Source organism: Ralstonia flatus, from assembly GCF_958439105.1.
Classification (GTDB): domain Bacteria; phylum Pseudomonadota; class Gammaproteobacteria; order Burkholderiales; family Burkholderiaceae; genus Ralstonia; species Ralstonia flatus.
Genome location: NZ_CAUDLI010000004.1, coordinates 359,274 through 385,570, shown reverse-complemented (window position 1 = coordinate 385,570; position 26,297 = coordinate 359,274). Strand labels below are relative to the sequence as shown.

The 26,297-nt window shown below is 65.2% G+C and carries 22 protein-coding genes; 8 read left to right on the top strand and 14 right to left on the bottom strand.

What is annotated here, in order from left to right; translation table 11 throughout:
* Together R2676_RS11930 and R2676_RS11925 are read right to left on the bottom strand one after the other, a co-directional pair.
* Entirely contained in the window at positions 1-1,470 is a 1,470-nt protein-coding gene (locus R2676_RS11930; RefSeq protein WP_206274754.1) for an NAD-dependent succinate-semialdehyde dehydrogenase, read from the bottom strand.
* A 27-nt stretch (positions 1,471-1,497) separates the two neighbouring features.
* Positions 1,498-2,586 (bottom strand): tartrate dehydrogenase, encoded by a 1,089-nt coding sequence (locus R2676_RS11925; protein WP_206274753.1) that lies wholly within the window; start codon positions 2,584-2,586, stop codon positions 1,498-1,500.
* Positions 2,587-2,880: 294 nt separating this feature from the next.
* On the opposite strand from R2676_RS11925, the gene R2676_RS11920 reads away from it, so the two are divergent.
* The 4 genes from R2676_RS11920 (at position 2,881) to R2676_RS11905 (ending at position 5,095) form a co-directional block, all read left to right on the top strand.
* Positions 2,881-3,210 (top strand): DMT family transporter, encoded by a 330-nt coding sequence (locus tag R2676_RS11920; protein WP_024541774.1) that lies wholly within the window; start codon positions 2,881-2,883, stop codon positions 3,208-3,210.
* 19 nt (positions 3,211-3,229) lie between these two features.
* The gene (locus tag R2676_RS11915; RefSeq protein ID WP_206274752.1) at positions 3,230-3,874 is read left to right on the top strand and encodes an FMN-dependent NADH-azoreductase; all 645 of its coding nucleotides are present in this window, start codon (positions 3,230-3,232) and stop codon (positions 3,872-3,874) included.
* A gap of 74 nt (positions 3,875-3,948) precedes the next feature.
* Entirely contained in the window at positions 3,949-4,386 is a 438-nt protein-coding gene (locus tag R2676_RS11910; protein WP_102065315.1) for an Rrf2 family transcriptional regulator, read from the top strand.
* A gap of 97 nt (positions 4,387-4,483) precedes the next feature.
* Positions 4,484-5,095, top strand: coding sequence for an NAD(P)-dependent oxidoreductase (locus R2676_RS11905; RefSeq protein WP_206274751.1), 612 nt, complete (start codon positions 4,484-4,486; stop codon positions 5,093-5,095).
* On the opposite strand, the gene R2676_RS11900 is transcribed toward R2676_RS11905, so the two are convergent.
* The 3 genes from R2676_RS11900 to R2676_RS11890 are packed head-to-tail and all read right to left on the bottom strand — an operon-like array spanning position 5,096 to position 7,828.
* Complete coding sequence (locus R2676_RS11900; RefSeq protein ID WP_206274750.1) at positions 5,096-5,704, bottom strand: hypothetical protein; 609 nt, start codon at positions 5,702-5,704, stop codon at positions 5,096-5,098. It lies immediately after the preceding gene.
* The gene (locus R2676_RS11895; RefSeq protein WP_206274749.1) at positions 5,667-7,154 is read right to left on the bottom strand and encodes an ATP-binding protein; all 1,488 of its coding nucleotides are present in this window, start codon (positions 7,152-7,154) and stop codon (positions 5,667-5,669) included. The genes R2676_RS11900 and R2676_RS11895 overlap by 38 nt, the downstream gene beginning before the upstream one ends.
* Positions 7,151-7,828, bottom strand: coding sequence for a response regulator (locus R2676_RS11890; protein WP_004631528.1), 678 nt, complete (start codon positions 7,826-7,828; stop codon positions 7,151-7,153). Before R2676_RS11890 ends, R2676_RS11895 begins: the two co-directional genes overlap by 4 nt.
* 234 nt (positions 7,829-8,062) lie before the next feature.
* Between R2676_RS11890 and R2676_RS11885 the strand changes: the two genes are divergently transcribed.
* The 3 genes from R2676_RS11885 (at position 8,063) to R2676_RS11875 (ending at position 11,812) form a co-directional block, all read left to right on the top strand.
* Positions 8,063-9,382 carry an Nramp family divalent metal transporter gene (locus R2676_RS11885; protein ID WP_206274748.1) on the top strand — a complete coding sequence of 440 codons (1,320 nt, stop codon included), beginning with the start codon at positions 8,063-8,065 and terminating at the stop codon, positions 9,380-9,382.
* 142 nt (positions 9,383-9,524) lie between these two features.
* Positions 9,525-10,625: a GGDEF domain-containing protein gene (locus R2676_RS11880; RefSeq protein WP_206274747.1), complete on the top strand. Its 1,101-nt coding sequence runs from the start codon at positions 9,525-9,527 to the stop codon at positions 10,623-10,625.
* Between the two features lie 53 nt (positions 10,626-10,678).
* Positions 10,679-11,812, top strand: a complete 1,134-nt coding sequence (locus R2676_RS11875; protein WP_206274746.1) for a mechanosensitive ion channel family protein — start codon at positions 10,679-10,681, stop codon at positions 11,810-11,812.
* Here R2676_RS11875 and R2676_RS11870 read toward each other — a convergent pair.
* The 8 genes from R2676_RS11870 to R2676_RS11835 form a co-directional block, all read right to left on the bottom strand.
* Positions 11,802-12,689 carry a hypothetical protein gene (locus R2676_RS11870; protein ID WP_206274745.1) on the bottom strand — a complete coding sequence of 296 codons (888 nt, stop codon included), beginning with the start codon at positions 12,687-12,689 and terminating at the stop codon, positions 11,802-11,804. The genes R2676_RS11875 and R2676_RS11870 overlap by 11 nt on opposite strands.
* Before the next feature lie 3 nt (positions 12,690-12,692).
* Positions 12,693-14,411 carry a DUF2334 domain-containing protein gene (locus tag R2676_RS11865; protein WP_206274744.1) on the bottom strand — a complete coding sequence of 573 codons (1,719 nt, stop codon included), beginning with the start codon at positions 14,409-14,411 and terminating at the stop codon, positions 12,693-12,695.
* A gap of 23 nt (positions 14,412-14,434) precedes the next feature.
* Positions 14,435-14,887: a hypothetical protein gene (locus R2676_RS11860; protein WP_206274743.1), complete on the bottom strand. Its 453-nt coding sequence runs from the start codon at positions 14,885-14,887 to the stop codon at positions 14,435-14,437.
* Between the two features lie 9 nt (positions 14,888-14,896).
* Positions 14,897-16,156 (bottom strand): non-hydrolyzing UDP-N-acetylglucosamine 2-epimerase, encoded by a 1,260-nt coding sequence (gene wecB, locus R2676_RS11855; RefSeq protein ID WP_316857159.1) that lies wholly within the window; start codon positions 16,154-16,156, stop codon positions 14,897-14,899.
* 260 nt (positions 16,157-16,416) lie between these two features.
* Complete coding sequence (locus R2676_RS11850) at positions 16,417-18,150, bottom strand: bacteriophage N4 adsorption protein A (protein WP_206274742.1); 1,734 nt, start codon at positions 18,148-18,150, stop codon at positions 16,417-16,419.
* Complete coding sequence (locus R2676_RS11845) at positions 18,147-20,258, bottom strand: glycosyl transferase family protein (RefSeq protein ID WP_206274741.1); 2,112 nt, start codon at positions 20,256-20,258, stop codon at positions 18,147-18,149. Before R2676_RS11845 ends, R2676_RS11850 begins: the two co-directional genes overlap by 4 nt.
* A gap of 741 nt (positions 20,259-20,999) precedes the next feature.
* On the bottom strand, positions 21,000-22,844 hold the full coding sequence (locus R2676_RS11840; protein ID WP_206274739.1) for a methyl-accepting chemotaxis protein: 1,845 nt from the start codon (positions 22,842-22,844) through the stop codon (positions 21,000-21,002).
* 101 nt (positions 22,845-22,945) lie between these two features.
* On the bottom strand, positions 22,946-23,650 hold the full coding sequence (locus tag R2676_RS11835) for a glycine zipper 2TM domain-containing protein (protein WP_206274738.1): 705 nt from the start codon (positions 23,648-23,650) through the stop codon (positions 22,946-22,948).
* 279 nt (positions 23,651-23,929) lie between these two features.
* On the opposite strand from R2676_RS11835, the gene R2676_RS11830 reads away from it, so the two are divergent.
* Positions 23,930-24,862, top strand: coding sequence for a 2-hydroxyacid dehydrogenase (locus tag R2676_RS11830; protein ID WP_206274737.1), 933 nt, complete (start codon positions 23,930-23,932; stop codon positions 24,860-24,862).
* A gap of 32 nt (positions 24,863-24,894) precedes the next feature.
* On the opposite strand, the gene R2676_RS11825 is transcribed toward R2676_RS11830, so the two are convergent.
* Positions 24,895-26,151 (bottom strand): branched-chain amino acid ABC transporter substrate-binding protein, encoded by a 1,257-nt coding sequence (locus R2676_RS11825; protein WP_102065330.1) that lies wholly within the window; start codon positions 26,149-26,151, stop codon positions 24,895-24,897.
* Positions 26,152-26,297: the final 146 nt, after the last annotated feature.

Sequence of the window (26,297 nt, the reverse complement as noted above, 5' to 3'; positions counted from 1 at the left end):
TCAGTCGAGCTGGCCCTGGCAGACGTACTTGGTGTGGAGGTAGTCGTCCAGCCCGTGGACGGAGCCTTCCCGGCCGTAGCCGGATTCCTTCACGCCGCCAAACGGCGCGGCCTCGGCGGCCAGCGCGCCTTCATTGATGCCGACAATGCCGGTCTCCAGCGCTTCGGCCACGCGCCAGATGCGACGCACGTTCTGGCTATAGAAGTAGGCGGCGAGCCCAAACGGCGTGTCGTTGGCAGCGGCAATCACCTCGTCTTCGGTGGTGAAGCGCGTGAGCGGTGCGACGGGGCCGAAGGTTTCTTCGCAGGCGCAAGCCATGGTGGCATCGGCGTCGATCAGCACCGTGGGTGCGTAGTAGTTGGCGCCGAGCTGGGTCAGGCGCGCACCGCCGGTCAACACCTTGGCGCCCTTTGCGATGGCGTCCTGCACGTGCCGGTCGATCTTCTCGACTGCACGCGCGTTGATCATCGGGCCGATCTGCGAAGCGGGGTCGGCGGCCGGCCCGACCTTGAGCGCGGCCACGCGTGCGGCCAACTTGGCGGCAAACGCATCGTGCACTGCGTCGTGCACGAACACGCGGTTCGGGCACACGCAGGTCTGCCCGCCGTTGCGGAACTTGGCCGCCATGAAACCATCCACGGCGGCATCGACGTCGGCATCTTCGAACACGATAAAGGGCGCATTGCCGCCAAGTTCGAGCGACAGCTTCTTCAGCGTGTCGGCGCTGCGGCGCGCCAGATGCTTGCCGACGGGCGTGGAGCCCGTGAACGTGATCTTGCGCACGCGGGCATCGTCCAGCCAAACGTCCACTACTTCAGGCGTCCGCTCGCGCGAGGCGGTCACGATATTCAGCACGCCCGGTGGCACGCCGGCTTCCTGTGCCAGGCGCACAAGCGCGAGCGATGTCAGCGGCGTGTCTTCGGCGGGCTTGCAAACGACGGTGCAGCCGACCGCGAGCGCCGGGGCGATCTTCCGCGCGATCATCGCCGCCGGGAAGTTCCACGGCGTGATGGCCGCCACCACGCCCACCGGCTCCTTGAGCGCAAACATGCGCCGGCCCGGCACGGGCGCGGGAATGACCTCGCCGTTCATGCGCGTGGCTTCTTCGCCAAACCATTCGATGTAGCTCGCGGCGTAGGCCACCTCGCCCTTGCCTTCGGCAAGCGGCTTGCCCTGCTCCAGCGAGATCAGCTTGCCGAGATCCTCCTGATGCGCCAACACGAGATCGTTCCAGCGTTTGATGATCTGCGCGCGCTGCTTGGCCGGCACCTTCCGCCACGTCGGGAAGGCGGCATGCGCGGCCTCCAGCGCGGCGCGTGCCTCGTCCGCACCGGAGTCCGGCACGCGTGTGATGAGGTTGCCGGTGGCGGGGTCTGTCACGTCCAGCAGCGGGCCGGTTGCGCTCAGCCATTCGCCGGAAATGTAGTTGCCGCTGCGGATCAGGTCCGCGCGATCGAGCGAGAGAGACATGGTGTTCTAGTCCACAGCAAATGAAAATCAGGCACCCGCAACGTGCGCGGCAATCGCCTCGCCCACCTGCGTGGTGTTGGCGGTGCCGCCCAGGTCCGGCGTGCGCGGGCCGTCCTTCAACACGGCTTCGATGGCCGCGACGATGGCGTCGTGCGCCGCACGCCCCGCGCCCTGCCCTTGCGTCAGGAAATCCAGCATCAACGCGCCCGACCAGATCATCGCAATCGGGTTGGCGATGTTCTTGCCGTAGATGTCCGGCGCCGAGCCGTGCACCGGCTCGAACAGCGACGGGAACGTGCGATCGGGGTTTAGGTTGGCCGAAGGCGCCAGGCCGATCGTGCCGGTCGTCGCAGGGCCGAGATCGGAAAGGATGTCGCCGAACAGGTTGGTAGCGGCCACCACGTCGAAGCGGCCCGGCTGCAGCACGAAGCGCGCGGTCAGGATGTCGATGTGCTGCTTGTCGAGCGTGACGTCGGGATAGTGTTGCGCGACTTCCTCGGCGCGCTTGTCCCACCACGGCATGCTGATGGCGATGCCGTTGCTCTTGGTGGCAAGCGTCACGTGCTTGCGCGGGCGGCTGTGTGCAAGGTCAAACGCGAACTTGAGCAGCCGCTCTGCACCCTTGCGCGAGTAGACCGATTCCTGGATGACGATTTCGCGATCCGTGCCTTCGTACATGACGCCGCCGAGCGATGTGTATTCGCCTTCGGTGTTCTCGCGCACGACGTAGTAATCAATGTCGCCGGGCTTGCGGTTGGCGAGCGGGCACGGCACGCCCTCAAACAATCGCACGGGGCGCAGGTTGATGTATTGGTCGAATTCGCGGCGGAACTTGAGCAGCGAACCCCACAGCGAAACGTGATCGGGCACCGTGGCGGGCCAGCCGACCGCGCCAAAGAAAATCGCGTCCATGCCCTTGAGCTGCGCCTTCCAGTCGTCGGGCATCATCTGGCCGTGCTGCTGGTAGTAGTCGCAGCTGGCCCAATCGATGGTGTGGCACTCAAGCTCGAAGCCAAAGCGCTCGGCCGCCGCCTGGATGACGCGCAGGCCTTCTGGCATGACCTCCTTGCCGATGCCGTCTCCTGGAATGATCGCGATGCGGAATGCGGGAATCATGTCGTTCCTTTTTTTCTCTGTTAGATGGAGACCGCCGCGGAATGGGTCACCGTGCGGTCCCGCTCGTCAAGCCAGCCCTGGCGCAGTTCGGGCACCGAGTTGGCAAGTTGTTCGTAGTATGGATGATGTGGCCCGCCATGGAGATCACACGTCGGATGCCCTGACACCCATACCCGCGCCGCCCATGGTGGTTACCTCCAGGTGCGTACTTGTTGCCGCACCACACCGTCCTTACTCTGAGTGCATCGCAACGCATCCGCTTGCCGGCCCGGCGGCGGACATCTCGGAGGTCCCATGCTTCAAACCGCCTGGCTCTGGCTGCTGGCAGCCGGGGCTGTGGAGATCGCCATGGCGGTCTCGCTCAAATTTGCGCAAGGGTGGACCCGCCCCATCCCTAGCGTGCTCGGCATCGTGACGGCGCTTGCGAGCGTCTTCCTGCTCACGCATGCCATGCGCGGCCTGCCCGCAGGCACCGCCTACGCCATCTGGACGGGCATCGGCTCGGTGGGCGTAACGGTGCTGGGCATCGTGCTCTTTGGTGAGAGCATGCAGCCCGCGCGCCTGGCCTGCATCGGGCTGGTGATTGCCGGCACCGTGGGCCTCAACTTCTTCAACGCTGCGTAAAACGTATCAGGAGCCCAGCATGACCCGCCTGCTTTATATCGAAGCTTCCCCCATGAAAACGCTGTCCCACTCCATCGACGTGGCCAAGCAGTTTCTCGACGCGTACCGCACCGCGCACCCCGGCCACGAGATGGACACGATCGACCTGTGGAGCCGGGACATCGACCTGCCCGAGTTCGACGCCGACATGATCGGCGCCAAGTTTGCCGTCTTGCGCACCCAGACCGCCACGCCGCAGCAGCGTGCGCAATGGCGGCGCGCCGTGGCGTTAGCGCAGCGGTTCAACGCCGCCGACCATTACCTCTTTTCCGTACCGATGTGGAATTTCGGTGTGCCGTATCGGCTCAAGCACTTCATTGATGTGGTGACGCTGCCGGGGCAGAACTGGAATTGGTCGCCCGCCACGGGTTATCAGGCGCTGCTCTCGGGCAAGAAGGCGGCGCTCGTCTACGCCAGCGCCGGGGCGTACGCCGCACACACGGAAGGTGCCAGCGAATCGCCGGACGACTTCCAGAAGCCCTATCTGCGCCGCTGGCTGCGTTTTCTCGGCATTGAAGACGTGACCGAAATCAGCGCCGCCCCCACGCTGACGGCGCCCGATCTGCTGGCGGCGACCAAGGCCGAGGCCAAAGCGCGGGCGGCGGCATTGGGCGCAGCCTTCTGAAATGCACGTCTGGCCGCCGGGTTGACTGCGCGCCAACGTGTATCTAACATGGTTACACTTTAGCGCCTAACTCCATGTCTACCAGCAGCCGCTTTGCCGTCGCCGTGCATATCCTCACCCTGCTTGCCAGCGCCGAGGGGCCGGTGCCGTCTTCGCTCATTGCTGGCAGCGTGGGCACGAACCCGGCGCTGATCCGGCGTCTGGTGGCGCAGTTGGCGGATGCCGGCTTTGTGACCTCGCAGATGGGCGCAACAGGCGGCGCCACACTGGCGCGGCCAGCAGATCGCATCACGCTGCTCGACGTCTTTCGGGTGGTGGAATCTCCGGTGCTGATTGCGCTTCCACCCAACGCGCCCAACCCGGCGTGCGAGGTCGGCCGTGAGATCACCGGCGTGCTGGAGCGCGTGACGGAGCGCGCGCAGGCCGCGCTGGAGGCCGAGCTGGCTGCGCAGACCATCGCCAGCATCCTCAGCGAGGTGGGGCACGCGCAGCGCCGCCGCCGTCGGGCCTAGCCGGGGCGCATGTCGGCCTATTTTTTTATCCCTATATGTAACTGCATTAATTACATATAACGTTTCAACCACCCAGACCAACCACAAGGAATTGACCATGAAGATCGCAATCATCGGCGCCACGGGGCGCGTGGGCACCCGCCTGATCGACGAAGCGCTGCGCCGCGGCCATCAGGTGACGGCCATTGCGCGCACCGCCTCCAAGCTGCCGGCGCGTGCCGGCCTGACGACCAAGGATGTCGACGTGGCCGACCAGGCGGGCCTCGTGGCGGCGCTTGCCGGCAACGATGTGGTCTACAGCACCGTGCGTTTCCTGCAGGCAAATGCCGACCAGATTGTTGGCGCGGTGAAGAAGGCCGCCGTGCCGCGCCTGCTGGTCGTCGGTGGCGCCGGCAGCCTGGAAGTGGCGCCGGGCGTGGCGCTGATCGACACGCCGCAGTTTCCCAAGGAGTACTTTGAAGAAGCCTCGGCCGGCCGCGATTTCCTCAATGCGCTACGCAAGGAAACCGAGCTGGACTGGACCTTCGTTTCGCCGTCGGCCATCTTCGAGCCGGGCGAGCGCACGGGGCACTTCCGCGTCGGCAAGGATTCGCTGCTGGTGGATGCGAACGGCAAGCCCTGGATTTCGATGGAGGATTTCGCCATCGCCTTCCTCGACGAAACGGAAAAGCCGGCGCTCCCGCGTCAGCGTTTCACGGTCGGTTACTGATCAGCGGCAGAGGGAAGGCACGGCCAGTGCCTTTTCAAAGGGATCGCGGCGCAGGCTTGGGTCTTGCGCGCTCAGGCAGTAAGCGCTGCCGCCCACTTGCACGCGGGCTTGCCAACGGCCCGCAGCGCCGCGCGATTCCTCGATCGGCCTTGCGGCACGTGGGGACGAGGCGACGTCTGGCCGGAACGCGTGGCCAGTACCCCGCGCGGTACTCTGGGCGATGTTGTTTTCGGCATGGGACTGCGCGTGCGGGCTGGGCATCGGCGGTGCACCCAGATCGAGCGTGCGTGCCTCAACCGCATCGGCACCCGCCGGCGCGGCAGGCATACGCTGCTGCGCTGGCTCGGTCGAGTGCGGCATGGAATGGGTTGGAGGCAACTGCGCTGTCGGCGGCCGGCTGCGCTCGGCCTGCAGCGTCGGCGCATGCGGAATCTCGACGCTGAGCAACTGCCCTTGCAGCACCGGGAATGCATCGTGCGGAATCGGCGCCGGCCGATCGCGCCACCACGCCAGCAGCATCAGATGCCCCAGCGCCACCAGTGCCAGGACAACCCAACGCGAGCCGCGCCAATCAATGGCTGGGCGTGTCGGCCATGCCGGGAGGCGCATCGTCAGGCTCGATCGGCTCGGGCGCGGAATCCAGCGCAGGCAGGCGGATCACGATCGCGCAGCCCCTGCCCTCCGCATGCGCCAGGCCGTCTTCGATGGCCACCGAGCCATTCCCCAGTTCAACGATACGGCGCACGATCGCCAGGCCCAGGCCACTGCCCTGCGACTGGCTGGTGCGCGGGCGGTAGAAACGCTCGAACACGCGATCGCGCTCGTCGGGCGGGATACCGGGGCCGGAATCTTCGATGCGCAGTTCGACCATCGGCGCGCCGGCTTGCTCGATGCGCTTGACGGCCACGCGCACCTCGCCACCGTTGGGTGTTTCGCGCACGGCGTTGTCGAGCACGTTTTCCACCAGCGTCGCGGCATCTTCATGCGAGACCGAGACCCACGCCTGGTTGGCGCCGTCGTACGACAGCGTGATGTTGCGACGCTCGGCCCGCGACGCCTGCTGGATCACCCCGCTGCGCGCGCAGCCTGCCAGGTCGGACAACGCGCCCTGCGCAAGTTGCGCCTCGACGCGGCGCGCGTCCAGCCGTGCAATGGCGAGCAGCTTGGCAAGCGACTGCGTTGCACGCGAAATGCCGCGATCAAACTCGCGCAGCGCGGTCGAACGATCGTCTTCGCTGTCGGAATGCGACACGACATACGCCTGCGCCTGAATGGCGGCGAGCGGCGTGCGCAGTTCGTGCGCGGCATCGGCAAAGAAACGGCGGTCCGCCTCGATACCGCGACGCACGCGCGCGAACAACCCGTTCAAGGCTTCGACCAGCGGCTTCAGTTCGGCATGTTCCACGCTCTGCACGGGGTCGAGGTCGGCGGAGTCGCGCGCCTCAACCTGGCGCGTGAGCGTGCGCAGCGGCTTGAGGCCCTGGTGCGCGGCCCAACCCACCATCACCATCAGCGCGCTCGCCAGGATGGCCAGCGCCACCGCCACTTCCTGGAACAGATCGCGGATGGCGCGTTCATAGGCCGTCAGCGGCTGCGCCACCGTGGCGGAGATCTTGCCGTCGACGCTGTCGACCGTGTAGCTGCGCCACGGCTTGCCTTCCAGCATGATCTCGACGACGGTGCCGTGCGCCTTGCCGCATGGCATGGTCGGCGCACCGGGGAACGCGGTGATGACGTTGCCGGCGCGATCGCACAGCACGTAGCGGAATTCGCCCGGCAGGATGTTGGGCAGCGACAAGCCCAGTTTGATGTCGGTGAGGCGGCGCAGGAATTCTTCGCGGCGCGGCACGTCATCCATGTTGAGCGTGGTGAGGTCCGCATAGGCCTGCGCCGACATGCGCAGATCGCTCACCACCTGGCGGCTGTTGGTGCGCGAGATTTCCAGATGCGCGATGACGAGCTGCACCAGCAGCATCAACACCAGCGCCAGCAGGATCAGCACATACAGGCGAAACGACAGCGAGCGAACCCGCAGGATGGCTGGAACCGCCAGCTTCATTGGGCGGCCCCGCGGTTGCCGCCGATCATGTAGCCGACACCGCGAATGGTCTGGATGGTTTCGTTGCCGAGCTTGCGGCGCAGGTGGTGGATGACGACTTCGAGCGCGTTGGCGCTGACGCTGTCGCCCTCACGATAGAGCGCGTCCATCAGCGTTTCGCGCGGCACCCAGCGGTGGGCGCGGCGCACAAGCTCAAGCAGCAGCTGATATTCGCGCGGCGTGAGTTCGATGACCTGCCCCTCTTGCGTCACGCGCTTCTGCGAGGGCTCCACCACCAGGTTGCCGACGTTCCACTGATTGGTGCTCTGCCCGGCATGGCGACGCAGCACGGCGCGCAGGCGGGCGATGAGTTCGTCCACGGGAAACGGCTTGACCAGAAAATCGTCCGCGCCGGAATCCAGGCCCTTCAGGCGTTCCGACAGCGCATCGCGCGCGCTCGCAATGATGACGGGCACGTCGCTGTGCGCCGCGCGCAGTTCTTCCAGGAACGTATGACCCTCACCATCGGGCAACCCCAGGTCGAGCACGATGGCTTCGAAGGTGTTGGTGGTGATCCATTTCTGCGCGTCGACCAGGCGGCGCACCCAGGTCGCGTTGTAGCCGGCCTGACGCAGCGCGCGGGCCAGCGCAGTGCCCAGCGGCAAATCGTCTTCGATAAGGAGGATGGCGTTCATGCGCGGGAATCTCGGCGGCGGTAATGACGGTAAACGGACAACCGGCACCTGGGAAACAGGCGCCGGCGAAGGTCGAAATCTACCGCAACGGACTGAGCTTTGCCTTAAATGTGTGGAGACACGTGACGGGAAAGTCGCCCCGCGAACACATTCCCAGTGCGGGTTCGCGCATGCAACGTGGCATTTGGCTATCATTCCGGAATTCCGATTGCATTTTCCTTAAAGCCGCCGCGCATGTTCCGCCTGCCCACCACCGCCACCGCGCCGTTTTGCCCCTCCGAGGTGCGTGGCACCGTTGCCGTCCCGCCCGGCCTGCCGCTGTGGAAGAAGCTGCTGCGCTTTGCGGGGCCGGGGCTGCTGGTGTCGGTCGGCTATATGGACCCGGGCAACTGGGCCACCGACATCGAAGCCGGTTCGCGCTACGGCTATGCGCTGCTGTTCGTGGTGGTGCTCTCCAGCCTGGCGGCGATGGTGCTGCAGTGCCTGTCGGCCCGGCTGGGCATCGTCACCGGCATGGACCTGGCGCGCGCGTCGCGCAACCGCTATCAGCCCGGTCCGTTGCGCGTGCAGTGGCTGCTGGCGGAGCTGTCCATCATTGCCTGCGACCTGGCGGAGGTGCTCGGTTGCGCGCTGGCCTTCCACCTGCTGCTGGGCGTGCCCATCCTCTGGGGCGTGGCGCTCACCGCGCTCGACACGCTGATCGTGCTGGGCCTGAAGGGCAAGAACTTTCGCCAGCTGGAAGCCATCGTGCTGGGGCTCATCCTCACGATCGGGCTCTGCTATTTCGTTGAACTGGTGCTCATCAAGCCGCATTGGCCTTCGGTGGCGGCCGGGCTGATGCCGTCGTGGCAGGCCGTGAGCCAGCGCGAGCCCCTGTACCTGGCGATCGGCATCCTGGGCGCGACGGTGATGCCGCACAACCTGTACCTGCATTCGTCCATCGTGCAGACCCGCATGACGGCCAACACCGAAGCCGCCAAGCGCGAGGCCATCGGCCTGTCGCGGCTGGACACCATCGTGTCGCTGGGGCTGGCGCTGCTGGTGAACGGCGCGATCCTGATCCTGGCCGCAGCGGCATTCAACGCGCATGGCCATCAGAACGTGGCGGACATCCAGGATGCCTATCACCTGCTGGAGCCCGTCGTCGGGACGGCGCTGGCAGGATTGCTGTTCGGTATCGCTTTGCTGGCGGCGGGGCAAAGCTCGACCTTTACCGGCACCATCGCGGGGCAAATCCTCATGGAGGGCTTCCTCGATTTGCGCATTCCCTGCTGGCAGCGGCGGTTGATCACGCGGGCCCTGGCGTTGATTCCCGCGTTCATCGGCGTGGCGATGCTGGGCGACCACGCCATCGGCAAGCTGCTGGTCATCAGCCAGGTGGTGCTGGGCCTGCAGTTGCCGTTCGCGATGTTTCCGTTGATCCGCATGACGGGCGATCGCACCCTGATGGGCGTCTTTGTTAACAGCCGATTCACGTCGTGGCTGGCGTGGGGCCTGTTCGCCGTCATCGGCGTCGCCAATGTGTGGCTGGTATGGCAGGTACTGACGGGCTGATACGCGCATTGCGGGATTCCCCCCACTAAAAATCCGCGCACGGGGCTGCCCGCCGCCATTAGAATGCGCGCTTTGTTGCGCAATCCGGCCACGCCCGCGCCCGCATCATCCCGTCGCGCCCGAAGGCCTCTTTTGTCTTGCCTTGAGCGCGAACCTGCCTACCGCCTCCGACCTGCCCGACGCCCGCACGCCCTCGCTCGACTATCAGGCGCGCCATTTCGTGCCGATGATCCTCGCGCTGAGCAAATGCGGCGTGCTCGGTTACGGCTTCGCGATCATGCTGGGCTGGTCGGTCGGGCTGCTGCATCGGCCCGAGCCGTTGCTTGGACTGCTGCTTTTGCTGATGGCGATCGTGGTGACGGCGCAGCGGCATCGGCATACCGGCCTGTGGGGGCTGCTGGCGCTCACGCACCTGTTTGCCGAAGAGGTGGCCATCATCGCGTTCGGTTATCAGGCCGGGCTCCAATGGGTGCTCCCGGCGTTCTACCTGATGCCGCTTGCCACCAGCCCCGCGTGGCTCACCCGGCGCGATTTCTGCATTGCCATGGTGATGTGCGCCGCCGGGCCGCTCGTCGCGCTGCTCATCGCGCCGGAGCCGGCCGCGGCAATCCACCACGGCTGGCTTGGTCTGGTGCTTTATCTGCCGATCTGCATTGCCGCCGCGGCGGTCATTCATCACTACCTGCTGCGCGCCATGGCCCGGCACTTTGCGGCCGAACGCAGCCTGGCCGATCGCGCCAACACGGACCACCTGACCGGCATGCTCGCGCGGCAGCGCTTCTTTGAACTCGGCAGCTTCGCGGTCGAGCGCGCGCAGCATCATGCCGAGCCGTTGTGCGCGTTGTACCTCGACGTCGATCACTTCAAATCCATCAACGATACGTGGGGACACGCCGCCGGCGACGAAGCGCTCGTTGCGCTCTCCGATGCACTGGCGGGCGTGCTGCGCCCCGCCGACCTGTTCGGCCGCCTGGGCGGCGACGAGTTTGCCGTGCTGCTGCCGGGCTGCGGCCTGACCGGCGCGCTTGCGGTGGTCGAACGGCTCAAGACTGCCGTGGCCCGCACGCAAACGCCCGTCGGGCCCCTGACGGTGAGCGTGGGCGCGGCAGCGCTGCGCCCCGGGCAAGACCTTGCGCGCCTGCTGGCCGATGCCGATCTCGGCCTGATGGAAGCCAAGCGCCAGGGCCGCAACCGCGTGTGCGTATCGACTGACGCCGACCCGGCGGAACCGGTGCGGCCGTAGCGCAGGCACGTTATGTGCGGCGCAGCATCCGTGTTTTCTGCACGGAGAAGCCCATGGAGTGGCTCAACGCCCACACCTTCCTGCGCGTGCCGGCCCGCGATTGGGCCGCCGCCGCCTTGACCGTCATCGCCGCGTATGCAGTGCTGTCGAGCGTGTTGCGCCTCATCTGCAACCGGTTCGATGCGCGCGCGCGCCGGACAGGCCACCGCTTTGACATTCTCGTCACTGCGGTGCTGCGCGATACGCATCCGCTCTTCATTGCCCTGGCCGCATTGCTTGCCGGTTCGTACTTCATCGATCTGCCCACGCGCCTTGCCAACAAGCTCGACCACATCTGGTTCGTCATCATCGGCTTTCAGATTGCACTGTGGCTCAACCGCGGCGTGAAGCTGTGGGCACGCGACCGGCTGTCGACACAGACGCACGCCACGCGCAACCCGGTGATCACGTCGATGACGGCGTGGGTGCTGCGGTTTGCGCTGTGGTCGATGCTGCTGCTGGCCATCCTGGCCAACGTGGGGGTGAACATCACGGCCTTCGTTGCCAGCCTGGGCGTGGGCGGCGTGGCGGTGGCGCTGGCGGTGCAAAGCATTCTGAGCGACCTGTTTGCGTCGCTGGCGATCGGGCTGGACAAGCCGTTCGAGATCGGCGACTTCATCGTCTTCGAATCCATCGCCGGCACGGTCCAGAACGTCGGGCTCAAGACCACGCGCATTCGCAGCCTGTCGGGCGAAGAGATCGTCGCTTCGAATACGGCGCTGCTCAAAAGCACGATTCATAATTACAAACGGATGTCGGAACGACGCATCGTCTTCACCTTTGGGGTGACCTACGATGCGCGGGCCGCGCAGCTGCAGAAGATTCCGGACATCGTGCGCCGCGCCGTAGAAGCCGCCGGCAACACGCGCTTCGATCGTGCGCACTTCAAGGAGTTTGGCGAGAACGCGCTGAACTTTGAGGTTGTGTATTTCGTGACCGATCCGGACTTCAATCTGTACATGGATATCCAGCAGCGCATCAACCTGACGATCCTGGAAGGGCTGGAAAATCTGGGCACCTCGTTCGCCCTGCCCACGCGCACGATCCAGCTCGTGCGCCGTGACGGCGAGCCCGTTGGCCCCGAAGCGTTGGCAGATCGCAACCCTCCCGCCAACGCGCAGCGCGTGAGCGCGCGGGCTAGCGGTTGACCGCTGCGGGCATGCCGAGAAACGCCGCATCGAGGCTGCGCCACAGCGGCCTCGAACGCGGCACCATGTCTTGCCGGAAGTACCACCAGAAGTACCCGCCGACAAACCGCGGATGCGCGATCGCAAGCCCGTAGTAGTGCGCCACGAGCGTGGCCTTGCGCATCGCATGCCGCGTCCCGACTTCGCCAAAGCCCAGCGCGGCGTGCGGAAACAGTTCTCCCAGCCGGGTGAATACGGCGTTCCAGTCGGGCGGCGCGATCTTGCAGTCGTCTTCATAGAAGCTGATGAACACGTAGTCCAGCCCATCGCGCAAGCGTGGCGGCAGATTGTGCTGCGCCCAGTCGAACATCGCGCGGGAAGGCGACTCGGCGCAGCCCTCGTTGTAGTACAGCGTGAGCGCGGTGCGGCCGCCGCCCGCTTTGATGACCTCGTAGGCGGCCATCGTCTTGTCGACGACATCGCGCGAGGTGCCGGCCCACTCCCCGTTGATTTCGTTGCCGACTTCCCAAACGTCGACGTTGCTGCCGAGCGTGTGCAGGTATGCCGCGGCGCGCTGGCGCAGTTGCGGCGCGGTGTATTGCTTGAGCGTGGATGAATCGGCCAGTTCGCCCATCACGTAAGCCACGTCGCGGATGGCGACCACGGGCCCGACGTAATGCGGCGCATCCATGCCCTCATCAAAGACGACGCGCACCGTGGGCGTGCGCGAGAGGTGCGACAGCGCGTCGACCACGGCGGGCACGTTGTCGACGGCATCGAGCGTCACGCCATACAACGGCGCAGGGCCGGCAGGCATTGCGCCCACCGGCCCTGCAGCTTGGGTGGATGCGCTCAAGACCAGCATGGCTGTGGCCAGACCCGAGCGCATCCGCAGCATGGCCTACTGCGCCGTGCTGGCATCGACCCACGTAAAGCCGAGCGCGGTGATGCCGTTGATGATGGTTTGGAAATCCGCATAGCCCGGCGTGCCGACCTCCGGTTCAAGCCAGAACGGGTGGAAGAAGAACGAGGCAAAGCCGTCTCGCACCACCTGCGCATACGTCGCATTGGTCAGGATGTCCTGTGCGGTGTAGGTCAGGCATGACGACGGATCGATATTGCAGATGTTGTATTCCACGTTGCCGAGGTTTTCCGGAATGATGCGCTGGTTGTAGTAGTCCTTCTGAATGATGTACGGGAAGAACTGGCCAACCGAGAAATCATGGCCCGGTGTCGTGGCATTCAGCGTCTGCGGATTGTCGGAGGTGTAGTACACCACGCGCTGATACGTGTTCTTGAAGTACTGCGGCACCGCCTTGATGGCGAGCGGAGACGACTGATAGTGCGGCGCCTCCCACGCGAACGGCGCGTAGCCATTGAGCTGGAACTCCAGCAGCCCCGACGACAGTCGCCCCGCTGCCCATTGCGTTGAATCTTCGTTCACAGGCCGGTTTTGCGTGGCGAGCCAGAACTCGAAGTCGTTCGCACTGACGGCGTTGATGAGGTTCGGAATGTTGCTGTACTGGTGCGTGTAGCCGTGCATCAGGATCTTGCCCCCATGTGACAACGCATAGTTCAGCGCAGACTTGAGCCCCGTTGCATTGACCAGGTGGATCGACTGCGCAACGCCGCCGTTATAGACGCCGTTCGGGTCCTTGTACAGCGGGATGGTGGCGAGCGAGAACGGAATCTTCTTGCTGTACAGGAAGTCCGTGAGCGTGTTGATGGACGTCACCGTGTTGGTGGCGTTGATGTCTTCCAGACGGACGAGCGCGCGATGCTGCGTCGGTGCGTTGGTGCCCAGAATGTCATGCAGCATGTCGCACATCACGAGGTAGCGGTCTCGCGGTCCGATGTACGAGAACGGCATGTCCGCGAAGTACCAGAAGTTGCCTGAGCGGATCACATACGGAGCCGTTGCCTTGGTCACCGAGTTGGTGATCGTGACGAGGCTCGTCGCCTTGGTGGCATCGGCCACGGCCGTCACGCCAATGTCGGGGTCTGCGGAAATCGCCCCGGTTGTGGAGTTGAAGGCGTAGTACTTCGTCATCGTCTGGTTCTTGTACGTGATCGTGTCAAAGAAACCAGGATTCGGTGCGCTGGCCGACGGCGCGGCGTTCATGCCTGCCAGGTTGGAGAACGAAATGCCGTAGCGCGAGGTGAACGGATACGCCGTATTCCAGGCAAGTTCCCACAGGTTGTACTTGAACCAGACCACCGTCTTCTGCGTGGTCGTCACGTCTGACAGAAATGCCGCCGGGATGGGATTGTTGTAGTAACTCCCCATGTAGAAGATGGCGGTGTATTGCTCGGTCATGCCTGCGGTGTAGTTCTGCACAGGCAGCAGCGTGATGGTGGTGTTGAAGTGCGCGAGCAGGTTGTACAGCATGATCGCGTACGACTTGCCAAGGTTGGTGTAAGGGTCGTTTGGCGGGGCGTCGTACAGCACGAGCATCGGGGCCGGCGCGGTCTGGGCCGATGCCGATCCGCCGATGGTCACGCAGATGGGCCCGAGCCCGATCGTGCAGGTGGCGGCCTGCACTGGCGCCGTAAGCGAGACCCCGAGCATGCCGCCCGCAAAGACGAGCGCGCAGAGGAACTTTCGTAGCAATGTTTTCATGATGACTCTCCGACTCATGGCGATCATGGGCGATAAATCGAGCCATCCGCTTGGCGGTAGAGCCCGAGGTTGAAGTTGGGGCCACGATCGTGGCCACGTTCGGTACCTGTCGTCTCGTTTTCCGGCATGCCAGGGCGGACTTCGGTCACGACTGCCGGGCGTGGTGGTGGGATGACCTGTCCGTTCTCATCCATGACGCCGTAGCCGTAGGCGCGCGCGCCTCCAGTCACGGGCCTGGGTGTTGCTGCTGCCACAACGGTGGGCTGTATGGGTTGCGCAGCCGTGGCCGTCGCCTTTGAAGACGCGGGCGGTGGGGCTTTCTTGTCCGTGTCGGCGTCGGGGCTGCGCTGGTCGGTCGCGCCGGTCACGACGGCGGGTACGCCACCATCCCGGGCACCCGGCGGCGCGACAATCAGCCAACCGGCGACAAGTGCGGAGGCAACCAACACGCCGCCCCCGATTTGCTTCGCTTTCATCAAAGCCTCCTAACCGTTCAGGCGGTGCTGTGTTGACGACCCTTGCGCGGTGGCACGCGCCGCTTCCAGATCGATGATCTCGGCCTCGATGGCCGGTTTGCGAATGAGCTGCGGGCCACGCGCTGCCTTCTGCGGCTGCGTGGTGAAGGCGTTCTTCAGCGCATCGACAATGCGCCGGCAGGCGTGGCCGTCGCCATAGGGGTTGTGCGCCTGTGCCATGCGTTCGTATTCGTCGGGGTTGCACAGCAGCGTTTCGGCTTCGTCGACGATGCGTTGCGTGTCGGTGCCCACCAGCCGCGCGGTGCCGGAAGCCACGGCCTCGGGGCGCTCGGTGGTGTCGCGCGTCACCAGCACAGGTTTTCCCAGCGCGGGCGCCTCTTCCTGAATGCCACCGGAATCGGTGACGATCAGGTAGGCACGGTCCATCAGGTAGACGAACGGCAGGTAGTCCTGCGGCGCAATCAGATGGACGTTGTCGTGGCCGGAAAGGATGGCGTTGACCGGCTGCTGCACGTTCGGGTTCAGGTGCACCGGATACACGATCTGCACATCCGGATGGCGTGCCGCCAGCAGCCGCAGCGCCACGCAGAAATTCTCGAACGGCTCGCCAAAGTTCTCGCGGCGGTGGCCTGTCACCAGGATCATCCGCCGGCCGGCCTCCAGGAACGGATAGCGCGCCGCCATCTGCGCCGACAGCGCGGCATCGTCGTCCAGCCGCTGCTTGACGGCCAGCAACGCATCGATGACGGTGTTGCCGGTAAGCGTGACCTGCTCCGGGTCGATTCCCTCGTCCAGCAGGTTCTGGCGCGATTCAGCGGTAGGCGCGAAGTGCCACGTGGTGACCGAGTCGGTAACGCGCCGGTTCAGTTCTTCCGGCCATGGCGACCAGATGTTGCCCGTACGCAAACCCGCTTCCACATGCCCGACCGGAATGCGCCGGTAGAACGCCGCAAGGCTTGCCGCCAGCGTGGTGGTCGTATCGCCGTGGACCAGCACGGCATCGGGCTTGTAGGCGTCGAGCACGCCGTCGATGCCGCCCAGCACGTTCGACGTGATATCGGAGAGCGTCTGCCCGGGCCGCATCAGGTTGAGGTCAAACTCCGGCACGATGCCGAAGAGTTCCAGCACCTGATCCAACATCTGCCGGTGCTGCGCGCTCACACACACCGCCGACGTAAAGCCTGCCTCGGCCTGCAATGCCTGCACGAGCGGCGCCATCTTGATGGCCTCCGGGCGTGTGCCGAATACGGTCAGAATTTTTCCCATCATCACTGCACTCCCCTGTCGTCTGCTCCGGCGCGCCTGCAAACCACGACGGGCGCGCGGACGCGCGTGTCGCTTCTGATGCCGGGCAGACCCCGTTACTGAGCGAAGGCCGTGCCATGCATCCCGCTTTGATTCACCATGGCGCCGCGACGCCATCCAACGGACGTCGCTGCCGTTTCTCTTCGTTACCCGTTTCCCTCGGCCGTCAAAAACGTTTCATCTGCGACACCTCTGACTGGGGTCTGCATCCATTCGGGAGCGCCTTAGAACCAAAGAATGGCGCGCGCGACCACCCCCTTTGCTCGATCCGCGTGCGTCAACGGCAAGCGGTACTGCACGGTCAAGTCCAGCCAACTGGCCGGCGCCGCGTAGTGCGACTCACGGAACCAGTAGCGGAAGTTGATGCCTGGGCCGGCACCCAGCGCAAGCTGGCGATCGATGGCCTTGTTGTCGTGATCGCCCGCCAGCACGATGTGCGGGTAGACCGTGAGCCGATCGCTGATGGAGTTCAGTAGCCACGTGTGTCCGTAGCGCATCTCCGTGCTGATGATCATCCGGCCTTGGTTGAGGAAATAGGCGCCCTCGCCATACACCTGCCAGGTCTGCCAGCGCGGCTTGGTGACCTGCAGGTCGAGCCCCTGGTCGGTTGAGAATCCGATGCGCAGCAGCGTGTCGTTGGTCGTCAGCTGCCCAATGCGGAAAAGGCGCTCGGCGGTGAACACCAGGTTGATGTCCTTGATCGGCTTGTAGCGTGCGCCCACTGAGCCCTGGGCGGTCGGCAGGCCTGTGTGGCCATTGCGGTCATATACGTTGTCGTAGCCACGCGCAAAGACTTGGAAGATGCTGCCGTCGCGATAGCCGATGCCGGGCGGCTGCCAGTACACCTCTGCGCCCGCCTGGCCCACGCTCACGGTGTTTGGCAAACCGAACGCCGAGGTTTGATAGGCGCCCGAGATGACCATGCCGAAGTTGCGCTGCATCTGTTCGACTTCGCGCCGGTAGCCGAACCGGCGGTCTGCCGGAAGGCGGTCGTCGCCATTGCCGCCGCTGTCGCCCTTGGCGTCGGCATCGGCGCGGTCGAGGCTCTGGCGGAAAAGTCCGATCGCGGTCGGGTTGTCGCCCAGGCGCTTGGCTGCATAGGCGGCATCGGCGTAGTGGGTCCAGCTGCCCTGACCCGTGGCAAAGCCCCGCTGGAACGCTGCCAGCGCGGCACGGTCGTCGCGCGCGCGCAGATGGCTGTAGGCGTCATTCAACTCGCGCTGGCCGGTCACGCGCGGGTCGTTGGCAGACGCGGCATCGCCCTGCGCTTCGGGCGCGGTGGCCTGGGCAAGCAGCGCCTTGGCATAGCGTTGTCGCGCCGGGTCGGCCGCATGTTCGGCAGCCAGCGTGGCGGCGTGGGCTGCGCCATCGCGATCACCCAGTTGCAGGCGCGATTGCGCGAGGCGCAGTTGCACATCGGCATCGGGTTCGTCCTTCATGGCGCTGAGCGCATCGATGGCAGCCTGCGGGTGCTTGGCGGAATATGCGCTGTCCGACCAGGCCAGACGCAGATTGTGTTGCTCCTGGGGGGTCCAGTCCGTGCCTTGCACGGCGCGTGCGAAGTCCTGTTCAGCGACAGCGGGGTCGTTCGCTTTCTGCGCGAGGAAACCGTGCTGTGCAAACACACGCGGCTCGTCGGGGTACTTCCGCAGCAGCGCATCGGCCTGCGCGCGTGCCGAATCCAGCTGGCCCTTGCGCGTGAACACATCCAGCAGCAGCAGGTTCAGTTGCAGGTTGTCTGGCTGCGCGGCCAATGCGGCGCGCGTGGCGGCTTCGGCATCGTCGAGCTTGTTGGCTTCGATGGCGCGGTAGGCGCGGTCGGCGCGAAAGTAGGCGTCGGGCTGCAACGGCGCGGGCTGCTCGGCGAGCGATACGCCATGACACAGCGCCCACACTGCCGCGGCAATCGGCCAGCGCAAGCGGCGCACGGTTAAACGGTTGGCTCTCTCGTGTGTCATGCCACACCTCCCGCAACAGATGGGTTGGGCCGCGGCCCTGCCCCGGGGGGCAGATCGGGCGGCACAGGAATCGGGGGGATGGTGGAAGCCTCGGGTGCGGGTGCCGTGCTGGCTGCAATGCCTGGGCCGGCGCCCGTCATGGATTCGACGGCCAACATGGCCGAGTGCGCCGACGGTCCGAATACGACCGTGGCGCGGCGGTTGGGATCGGCCATCTGCGCCAGCTCGGCCGACATCTCGTGGTCGCAGGCCATGAAGCAGGCGACCTTGCGGCCCGCCGCACGTGCCAGCTCCTCGAGCACTTCGCCGTTGGGCAGCTCCGACACGGCAATGTTGAGCGAGCCGTCTTCGCCAATCGAGAACGGCACCACGTGATGCCGCACAGCGAGATCACGCGGCAGGCAATCGGCCAGCGCGCCAAGCACCACGTTGGTCAGGCTCACGCGTGGCAGGTCGACCTGCTCGGCCAGCGCATCGGCCAGCGTGTCGGGCGTGACCAAACCCTGCTCGACCAGCACTTGCCCCAGCCGGCGCCCGGTCTGGCTCTGAATGGCGAGGGCGGCATCCAGCTGCGCCTGCGTGAGGACTTCCCACTTGATGAGCGTTTCGCCCAGCTTGCAGCGCGTGCGGCCCAGCGCGTCGTTCGACAGATAGGTGTGCTGCGTCTTGTCCCAGGCGATGGGCTTGCCGGTCAGGCAGTAGATCAGGAAGATCTTCCAAGCCCGGCATACCGAAAAGAAGTTGATGAAGTTGTTCACCACCAGCCGGGGCAGACACAGCACGCCCTGCAGCGGGCCGTTGAGCCGCCCGACAAAGTACACGCGCTGCGCCAGCCGGTTGAAGAGCAGCGCCGCATTGACGGCCAGCAAATCCTGCATCCAGATGGTGCCGACCAGGAACGTTCCATCGGGAATCGTGATCACGCCTTTGAACATCAGCGCGCCCAGCGCCAGATAGTTCAGCGACAGCACATAGGCCAGGATGGAGAACAGCGCCGTGAGCACGCCTTTGCGGTCCCGGAAGAACATGTAGCGGGTGATGAGGTTGCCATTCCACCCCATCTGCAGCCAGCCCTGGAACGCGATGCCGAGCACCCAGCGCGCACGTTGCCGGTACGCGGTGCGGAAGGTACTGGGAAAGTACTCGCGCGTCGCCAGCAGTTGGGGGCGAGCCCCCCTGCGCCGCCCCAGGCGCCAGCGTGTGCGTGGTTTGCCGTCGGCGTCCTGGGCCGGCTCTGCGTTCTCGCAAATCGGAAAATGCACGAATGCTTCGCGCATGCCGAGTTCGCGCAGGCGGAAGCTGAAGTCGTAGTCTTCGGTGAGCGTGCTGGTGTTGAAGGGCGAATCGCCGCGCACCTTCATCACAGCTTCGATCGCACGGCGGCTGTAGCAGAGCGCGACGCCCGCCCCGGGCACCGTGCCGGTCAGCGCCTGGCGCGCCACGAGGTCTTTCTGGTGGGTCTCGGAAAAATCATCCATGTACGTGCCGGCCACCCACTCGTACCACTTGCGCTCGAGCGAGAGCACGGGCAGCTGCACCAGATCCTGATCGAGGATGAAGTAGTTGAAGTACTTCAACTCCAGCGGATGGATCACGTCTTCGCAGTCGTGCATGATCACGCCCGCAAAGCGGATGCCGTGGCCGGCCTCGTGCCGGATGATGGTCTGGATGATGGTGTTCAGGCAGTCGGCCTTGCATGTCGGGCCATCGTGCGTGACGGCGGCGCGCACCACGCGGCCCGGGTAGCGGCGCACCATGCGCTCGACCTCGGTGGTGGTCTCCGCGTCGTTGCGGTACGCGCCGGCAAAGATGATGAAGCGCGTGTACTCCATCGTCGCCAGGGTGTTTTCGACCATCTTGGCGATGACGTCGTACTCCTTCCACGCCGGCACCATGATGGCGAGCCATTGCTCTTCTCGTTCGCGCAGCGATTGCGCCGAGATCGTGACCGGCGTGCGGCCGCGCTGCGGCCAGAGCCACAGTTCGCGCACCCAATAGAAGGCATCCAGGAAAAAGTCGTCGGCGGTGCTGATGAAGATGACGAGCGTCGTTGCCACCGTCAAGGTATTGAGCAACGCAAGGTAAAGCTCCCATGGCAGATCGCTCATGGCCGCTCCCCTGCCCCGGCCCGGTGGGCGCGTTGCCAGTGTCCGACGTAACCCCCGCCTTGCGCTGTGGCGCTCATGCTTCCCCCAAGGTCTTTTTTCGACGTGCGACGCAACCGCTTGCGCCGCGGCATCCGGCCCAATCGCCTGCCATCGATCAGGTCGGTGCGTCGCTCTCTAGCCTGCTTCTCGCGAGGAGGAACGCGAGGACCATACCAACTCCCACCGAGGCGCGCCGTTATGCGGTGCAGCACGCCGCATACGTCGTCAGACGGGGATCGGATGGGTCGGGTTGTTGCATGCGTGAACGCAAGACGCGCGTGGCGCGCGTGCCGAGATCAACGCCACGGCATGCAATACGGTCTGGCGCGATCGACATTCGTCCGGCCAGTGGACAAGGCCTCCATACAAATGACCGAGGTGGTGAGCGATCAAGTGCAGGGTGTTTGGGTTAGGCGAGCGAGAAGTGCACCGGACCGGCAGGGCGCGCATGTTGGCGCATGAATGGCGGCGTGCAACGGCATGCAGGCTGCAAAGCCTGATGCGCAAAGGGTCTGCCAGACGAAACGCCCCGCGGAGACGGCGGGCGACGCGGACGAGCGAGGCGGCAGCGATTGCGCCGCGCAAATTGCCGGACGGACCGACAACGTCAACCCACGCAATTCGGCAAATCGGTTGCAGCGCTGAAACACAAAGCCGCGCTCAGGGCGCGGCTTGTTAAAAAAAAGCGTGTCGGCTGGCGTGTCAGAACTGTTCCCAGTCGTCGGCATCGCTGGACACCGCAGCCAGGGCAAGTTTGCCTGGCTTGGGCTCGGCTGCCGCAGCAGGCAGTGCTTTCGCCTCCGGAGCCGGCACAGCGGCCGGCTTGACGGGCGCTGCCAGGCGCTTGCGTGCTGTACGTGCCGTCGCTGCGGCCGGTTTGCGCGCGACCGGTTTCGCTGTCTGGCTGGACGAAGCCGCCGCCGATACCGCAGGCGACACCTTCGCGACGTTCACCGGGTTGGCAGCAACGGGAGCCACCACCGGGCCCGCATGCACACCCGCCGCCGGCAGCCGGAACGACGCCACGGCCTCGCGCAGCACGCCGGCCTGCTCCTCCAGCGATTGCGCAGCGGCTGCAGCCTCTTCCACCAGCGCGGCGTTCTGCTGCGTCACCTCATCCATCTGCGTGACGGCCTGGTTGACCTGCTCGATACCGGCGCTCTGTTCGTCCGATGCCGAACTGATCTCGCCCATGATGTCGGTCACGCGCTTGACGGCAACGACCACCTCGTCGATCACGCTGCCCGCTTCGGCCACCAGCGTCGTGCCGTTTTCAACGCGGCCAACCGAATCGCTGATGAGTTCCTTGATTTCCTTGGCCGCCGTGGCCGAGCGCTGCGCGAGGCTGCGCACCTCGCCGGCCACCACCGCAAAGCCGCGGCCCTGCTCGCCCGCGCGGGCAGCCTCTACTGCCGCATTCAGCGCCAGGATGTTCGTCTGGAAGGCAATGCCTTCGATCACGCCGATGATGTCGGCGATCTTCTTGCTGCTGTCGTTGATGCCCGACATGGTCTCGATCACGCGGCCCACCACTTCACCGCCCTTCACGGCGATGTCCGATGCATTGCCCGCAAGCTGGCTGGCCTGACGCGCGTTGTCGGCGTTCTGGCGCACGATGCTCGTCAGTTCTTCCATGCTCGATGCGGTTTCTTCCAGCGACGACGCCTGTTCCTCGGTGCGTTGCGACAGGTCCATGTTGCCCGCCGCGATCTGCTTGGTCGCGCTGGCGATGGATTCGCTGCCGCCGCGCATGGTCAGGATGGTGCGGATCAGGCCGTGCTGCATGTCGATCAGACCTTGCGTGAGCGCGCCCATTTCGTCCTTGCTGCTGACGGTGATGTGTTCCGTCAGGTTGCCGTTCGAGATCGCGCTGAAGTGGCCCAGCATCTTCGACAGCGGCACCGAGATCGCGCGGTGCAAGCCGAATGCACAGCCGAGCGCCGCTGCAATGCCGACCGCGATGGCGCCAATGATCAACATCAGGAACGCATGCGAGCGGGCCGCCGCGCTTTCGTAGGCAGCCTTGGCCTGTTCGACCTGGCTGCGGTCCAGCGCGTCGGCAGCAGCAGTCAGCGCCACGGACAGCGGCGGGATGACATTCATCACCACCTTGTCGGCGGCTGCGGCATCGCGGGCGCGCAATGCGCTCATCAACGGTTCGATGCCGTCGCGGAAGAGCGCGTTGCGCCTGGCTTCCATGTCGGCGGCCAGGCGCGCTTCATCCGCGCTCATGGGCAGCGCCTTGTATTGCTTCCACGCGTCGTCAGACTTGGCGCGGTAGCCGTTGGCCTTGTCGAGGATGGCCGGCACGTCGGCCGCATCCGGATGGAAGACCGCGCGATCCAGCGTTGTACGCACGATCGCCGCATTCAGCTGCGACTTGCCGACCAGCGAGGTCGAAGCGAGCTGATTGGTGTAGATCTCGTTGATGTTCGCGTCAGACGCGCGCATTCCGATCACGCCGATGGTGCCGGTGGCAGCCAGTAGCGCGGCCAGGACCGCCAGCGCTGCGTTGAGTCGGAAACGGATGGAAAGTCGATTGAGCATGGGAGTCACCGCGGGTTATTGCCTCCGCTATATCGGCCGCCCCGTGCCGTTTCTGAAGCCCGTTCAGCGTCGGGCTGGGCGGCCTCCCATGCAGGATGTGGCTAGTACGGCACAGCCATGTTGTTTTCGATACGGGCGCGATCCCCGGTGCGCAAGCCGTTCGGATTGTTCTGCGTGAGCGTGACGCGCGAGTTGTCGTTCAGCCGCAGGGTGACGCGGTAGGTCTGCCCGACCATCGTGTTGCCTTCCACGGCGTTGCCCGCCATGGCGCCGGCCACGGCGCCGCCAATGGTGGCCACGGTGTTGCCGCGCCCGCCGCCCACCTGGTGACCCAGCAAGCCGCCCACGACGCCGCCGAGCACTGCTCCCACGCCGCTCGGCTGGCCGCGCACCGGCACGGCTTCGACGTATTCGACAACGCCGTAGCGGTTATCCGCCGGCGCCTGGTAAGACGGGTCGCTGCTGCTCGGATACGGCGAATAGTTCGGCTGCGAGTACGCCGGCGCAGGCTGTTGCGGATACGGCTGCGGCGCGTTGGGGTCATAGCTGCCGTACCCGTTGTTGTATGCGTTGTTGTACGTGTTGTCGTACCCGCTGGTATAGCCGCTGCTATAGGTGGTCGGGCCTGTGCTGTTCGCGTAAGCATTGCTGCCGGCGGCATACCCTGCACCGTAGCCCGCGCCATAACCGGGGTACGCCGGCGCCGTCACGCAGCCCGTCAGCCCGGCTGCCACGGCGGCCAATGCGGCCACTGCCACCCAACGCGCTGCGTGCCCTGCACGGTCCGACTTGTTCGTTGCTCGCATGATGATTCCCGTCTGGTGAACGAGGCGTCGGGGCCGACCCGCGGTCTGGTCTGCGGCCTGCGCCATGCGCCTCTTGCCGCAAAGTCTATGCCGCGGTCTGGCAAACCCGTGCAACCAAACCTGCTCATCGGTAACGGCGTGTAACCGCATGCGGGGCATGGCTTCCAGCAAGGCAGGCGGGTCGCGCGTTATCATCGCCAAGCGCCGCGCGACGCACCTGTTACCCGTTTACTGGCGTCTCCCTATTCTTGCCTTGCGCTCCGCCTCCCCTCCTTATTCATGCAACCGACCCTGCTGCTCCTCATTGCGATGACGCCCGATAACGTGGCGCAGATCGCTGAACATTTCCAGGTCATCCATGCGCCCACCCGCGCCGAACGCGACGCCGCGATCGCCCGCCACGGGCAGGATGTCCGCATCGTCCTCACCAACGGCTCGACGGGCCTGACGGGCGCAGAGATCGCCGCGATGCCCAAGCTGGAACTTGCCTGCGCTCTGGGCGCCGGCTACGAGAACATCGACGTGGACGCCGCTCGCGCGCGTGGCGTGGCGGTAGCCAATGGCGCCGGCACCAACGATGCCTGCGTGGCCGACCACGCCTTTGGCTTGCTGCTGGCCACCGTGCGCGGCATTCCCAAGCTGGATCGATCCACACGCAACGGCGTCTGGCGCGACGACATTCCGCTGCAGCCCGGCGTATGCGGCAAGCGCCTGGGCATCGTCGGCCTGGGCACCATCGGCATGCAGATCGCGCGCCGCGCTGCCGGCTTCGACATGCAGATCGGCTATCACAATCGCAAGCCGCGCGACGGCGTGTCATACCGCTACTTCGATGCGCTCAAGGACATGGCGGAGTGGGCGGACTTCCTGATCGTTGCCACGCCGGGTGGTGCGCAGACGAAGCATCTGGTCAACCAGTCGATCCTGGAGGCGCTGGGCCCGAGCGGCTACGTGGTCAACATTGCGCGCGGCAGCGTGGTGGATACGGCGGCGCTGGAAGCGGCCATCCGCGCAGGCAAGCTGGGCGGCGCGGGGCTGGATGTGTATGAGAGCGAGCCCAAGCCGCCGGCCGGGCTGCTGGACCTGGAGCAGGTCGTGCTGACGCCGCACATTGCCGGCTGGTCGCCGGAATCGGTGCGGGCAACGGTGGATCGATTTCTGGAGAACGCCCGCGGACACCTGGCGGGCACAGGCTTGGTGTCCCCGGTCTAATGAACTGACCCGGGGACACGTCGATCACGCAGTTACGACGCCGGACGCTTCATCTGGCACGACGTCGGCTGGGCCGCGAGGTGCGGTTCCAGCGTGACGTCGGTGCGCCAGCCGTAGCCGGTGTTTTCCTGGTCGTACTTGATCTTCTTGCCGTCGGCCTTCACCCAGGTGGTCACGTACAGCGTCTGCTGGGCCTGGTGGTCGGTCTTGCGCATCTCGATCGGGCCGTTGAGGCCATCGACGGTCATGCCTTCCATCACCTTGGCCACCTTAGCTGGCTCCGCCGAACCGCTGGTCTTGATGGCCTTGGCCAGGAAGGCGATGCCAGTGTAGACATCGGCGTTGAAGAAGTCGTCGTTGTACTTCTTCTTGAAGCCGTCGAGCACGGCGCTCGTCTTGGCGTTGCCGTCGTTCGGCGCGAAGTAGCTGATGACCTTCACGCGGTCGGCGCCCGAAGCCCCCATCGCCGTGGGCACACCGGTGGTGCCTGCGTAGTACGTATAGAAGTTGGTGGTGAGGCCCGCATCCTTCGACGCGCGAATCAGCAGCGCCAGGTCGCTCCCCCAGTTGCCGGTGATGACCGTATCGGCGCCCGATGCGCGGATCTTCGCGACATACGGCGAGAAGTCCTTCACCTGTGCCAGCGGGTGCAGGTCTTCACCCACCACCTGGATGTCCGGGCGCTTGCGCTTGAGGTATTCCTTGGCCGCACGCGCAACCTGGTGCCCGAACGAGTAGTTCTGGTTGAGCAGATAGACCTTCTTGATGTTCGGGTCCTTGGCCAGGTAGCTGGTCAGGGCCTCCATCTTCATGTCGGAGTTGGCGTCCAGGCGGAAGTGCCAGTAGTTGCACTTGCTGTTGGTCATGTCCGGATCGACCGCGGCGTAATTGAGATAGATGATCTCCTTGCCCGGGTTGCGGTCGTTGTACTTGGCGATCGCGTCCTGCAGCGCCATGCCCACGCTGGAACCGTCGCCCTGCGCGACGTAGCGGATGCCCTGGTCGGTGATCTGCTTGAGGATCGTCAGGCTTTCTTGCGGCGACACCTTGTTGTCGAAGCCGACGACTTCAAACTTGGTGCCGTTGCCGCTCCAGTTCTGCTGGTTGGCCAGATCGGCCGCGTATTGCCAGCTGCGCAGCTGGTTCTGGCCCAGCGCGCCCATCAGCCCGGACAGCGGATCGATCCACGCGATCTTGACGGTCTCGGCGTGGACGGTGCTCGGGCAGAATGCGCCCGCGAATGTGCCAACTGCTGCCGCCGCGCACAGCGCGAGTCGGAATGCCTTCATGCAAATGTCTCCTGATGTCTTATCGTTAGACGCCGTGCAGAAGGCATCGTCGAGCATGGTTCTTGTACTAAACCGCAAACCGAGGCTTACGGTAGCTCGATCCTTCCATACACAAACGTATGTGCATGGTAGGAGTGCGTTTATTG

Bases quoted from the DNA above. Each gene is read 5' to 3' on its own strand.
- R2676_RS11930 (WP_206274754.1), bottom strand. From the start codon at position 1,470: ATGTCTCTCTCGCTCGATCGCGCGGACCTGATCCGCAGCGGCAACTAC.
- R2676_RS11925 (WP_206274753.1), bottom strand. From the start codon at position 2,586: ATGATTCCCGCATTCCGCATCGCGATCATTCCAGGAGACGGCATCGGC.
- R2676_RS11920 (WP_024541774.1), top strand. From the start codon at position 2,881: ATGCTTCAAACCGCCTGGCTCTGGCTGCTGGCAGCCGGGGCTGTGGAG.
- R2676_RS11915 (WP_206274752.1), top strand. From the start codon at position 3,230: ATGACCCGCCTGCTTTATATCGAAGCTTCCCCCATGAAAACGCTGTCC.
- R2676_RS11910 (WP_102065315.1), top strand. From the start codon at position 3,949: ATGTCTACCAGCAGCCGCTTTGCCGTCGCCGTGCATATCCTCACCCTG.
- R2676_RS11905 (WP_206274751.1), top strand. From the start codon at position 4,484: ATGAAGATCGCAATCATCGGCGCCACGGGGCGCGTGGGCACCCGCCTG.
- R2676_RS11900 (WP_206274750.1), bottom strand. From the start codon at position 5,704: ATGCGCCTCCCGGCATGGCCGACACGCCCAGCCATTGATTGGCGCGGC.
- R2676_RS11895 (WP_206274749.1), bottom strand. From the start codon at position 7,154: ATGAAGCTGGCGGTTCCAGCCATCCTGCGGGTTCGCTCGCTGTCGTTT.
- R2676_RS11890 (WP_004631528.1), bottom strand. From the start codon at position 7,828: ATGAACGCCATCCTCCTTATCGAAGACGATTTGCCGCTGGGCACTGCG.
- R2676_RS11885 (WP_206274748.1), top strand. From the start codon at position 8,063: ATGTTCCGCCTGCCCACCACCGCCACCGCGCCGTTTTGCCCCTCCGAG.
- R2676_RS11875 (WP_206274746.1), top strand. From the start codon at position 10,679: ATGGAGTGGCTCAACGCCCACACCTTCCTGCGCGTGCCGGCCCGCGAT.
- R2676_RS11870 (WP_206274745.1), bottom strand. From the start codon at position 12,689: ATGCTGCGGATGCGCTCGGGTCTGGCCACAGCCATGCTGGTCTTGAGC.
- R2676_RS11865 (WP_206274744.1), bottom strand. From the start codon at position 14,411: ATGAAAACATTGCTACGAAAGTTCCTCTGCGCGCTCGTCTTTGCGGGC.
- R2676_RS11860 (WP_206274743.1), bottom strand. From the start codon at position 14,887: ATGAAAGCGAAGCAAATCGGGGGCGGCGTGTTGGTTGCCTCCGCACTT.
- wecB (WP_316857159.1), bottom strand. From the start codon at position 16,156: ATGATGGGAAAAATTCTGACCGTATTCGGCACACGCCCGGAGGCCATC.
- R2676_RS11850 (WP_206274742.1), bottom strand. From the start codon at position 18,150: ATGACACACGAGAGAGCCAACCGTTTAACCGTGCGCCGCTTGCGCTGG.
- R2676_RS11845 (WP_206274741.1), bottom strand. From the start codon at position 20,258: ATGAGCGATCTGCCATGGGAGCTTTACCTTGCGTTGCTCAATACCTTG.
- R2676_RS11840 (WP_206274739.1), bottom strand. From the start codon at position 22,844: ATGCTCAATCGACTTTCCATCCGTTTCCGACTCAACGCAGCGCTGGCG.
- R2676_RS11835 (WP_206274738.1), bottom strand. From the start codon at position 23,650: ATGCGAGCAACGAACAAGTCGGACCGTGCAGGGCACGCAGCGCGTTGG.
- R2676_RS11830 (WP_206274737.1), top strand. From the start codon at position 23,930: ATGCAACCGACCCTGCTGCTCCTCATTGCGATGACGCCCGATAACGTG.
- R2676_RS11825 (WP_102065330.1), bottom strand. From the start codon at position 26,151: ATGAAGGCATTCCGACTCGCGCTGTGCGCGGCGGCAGCAGTTGGCACA.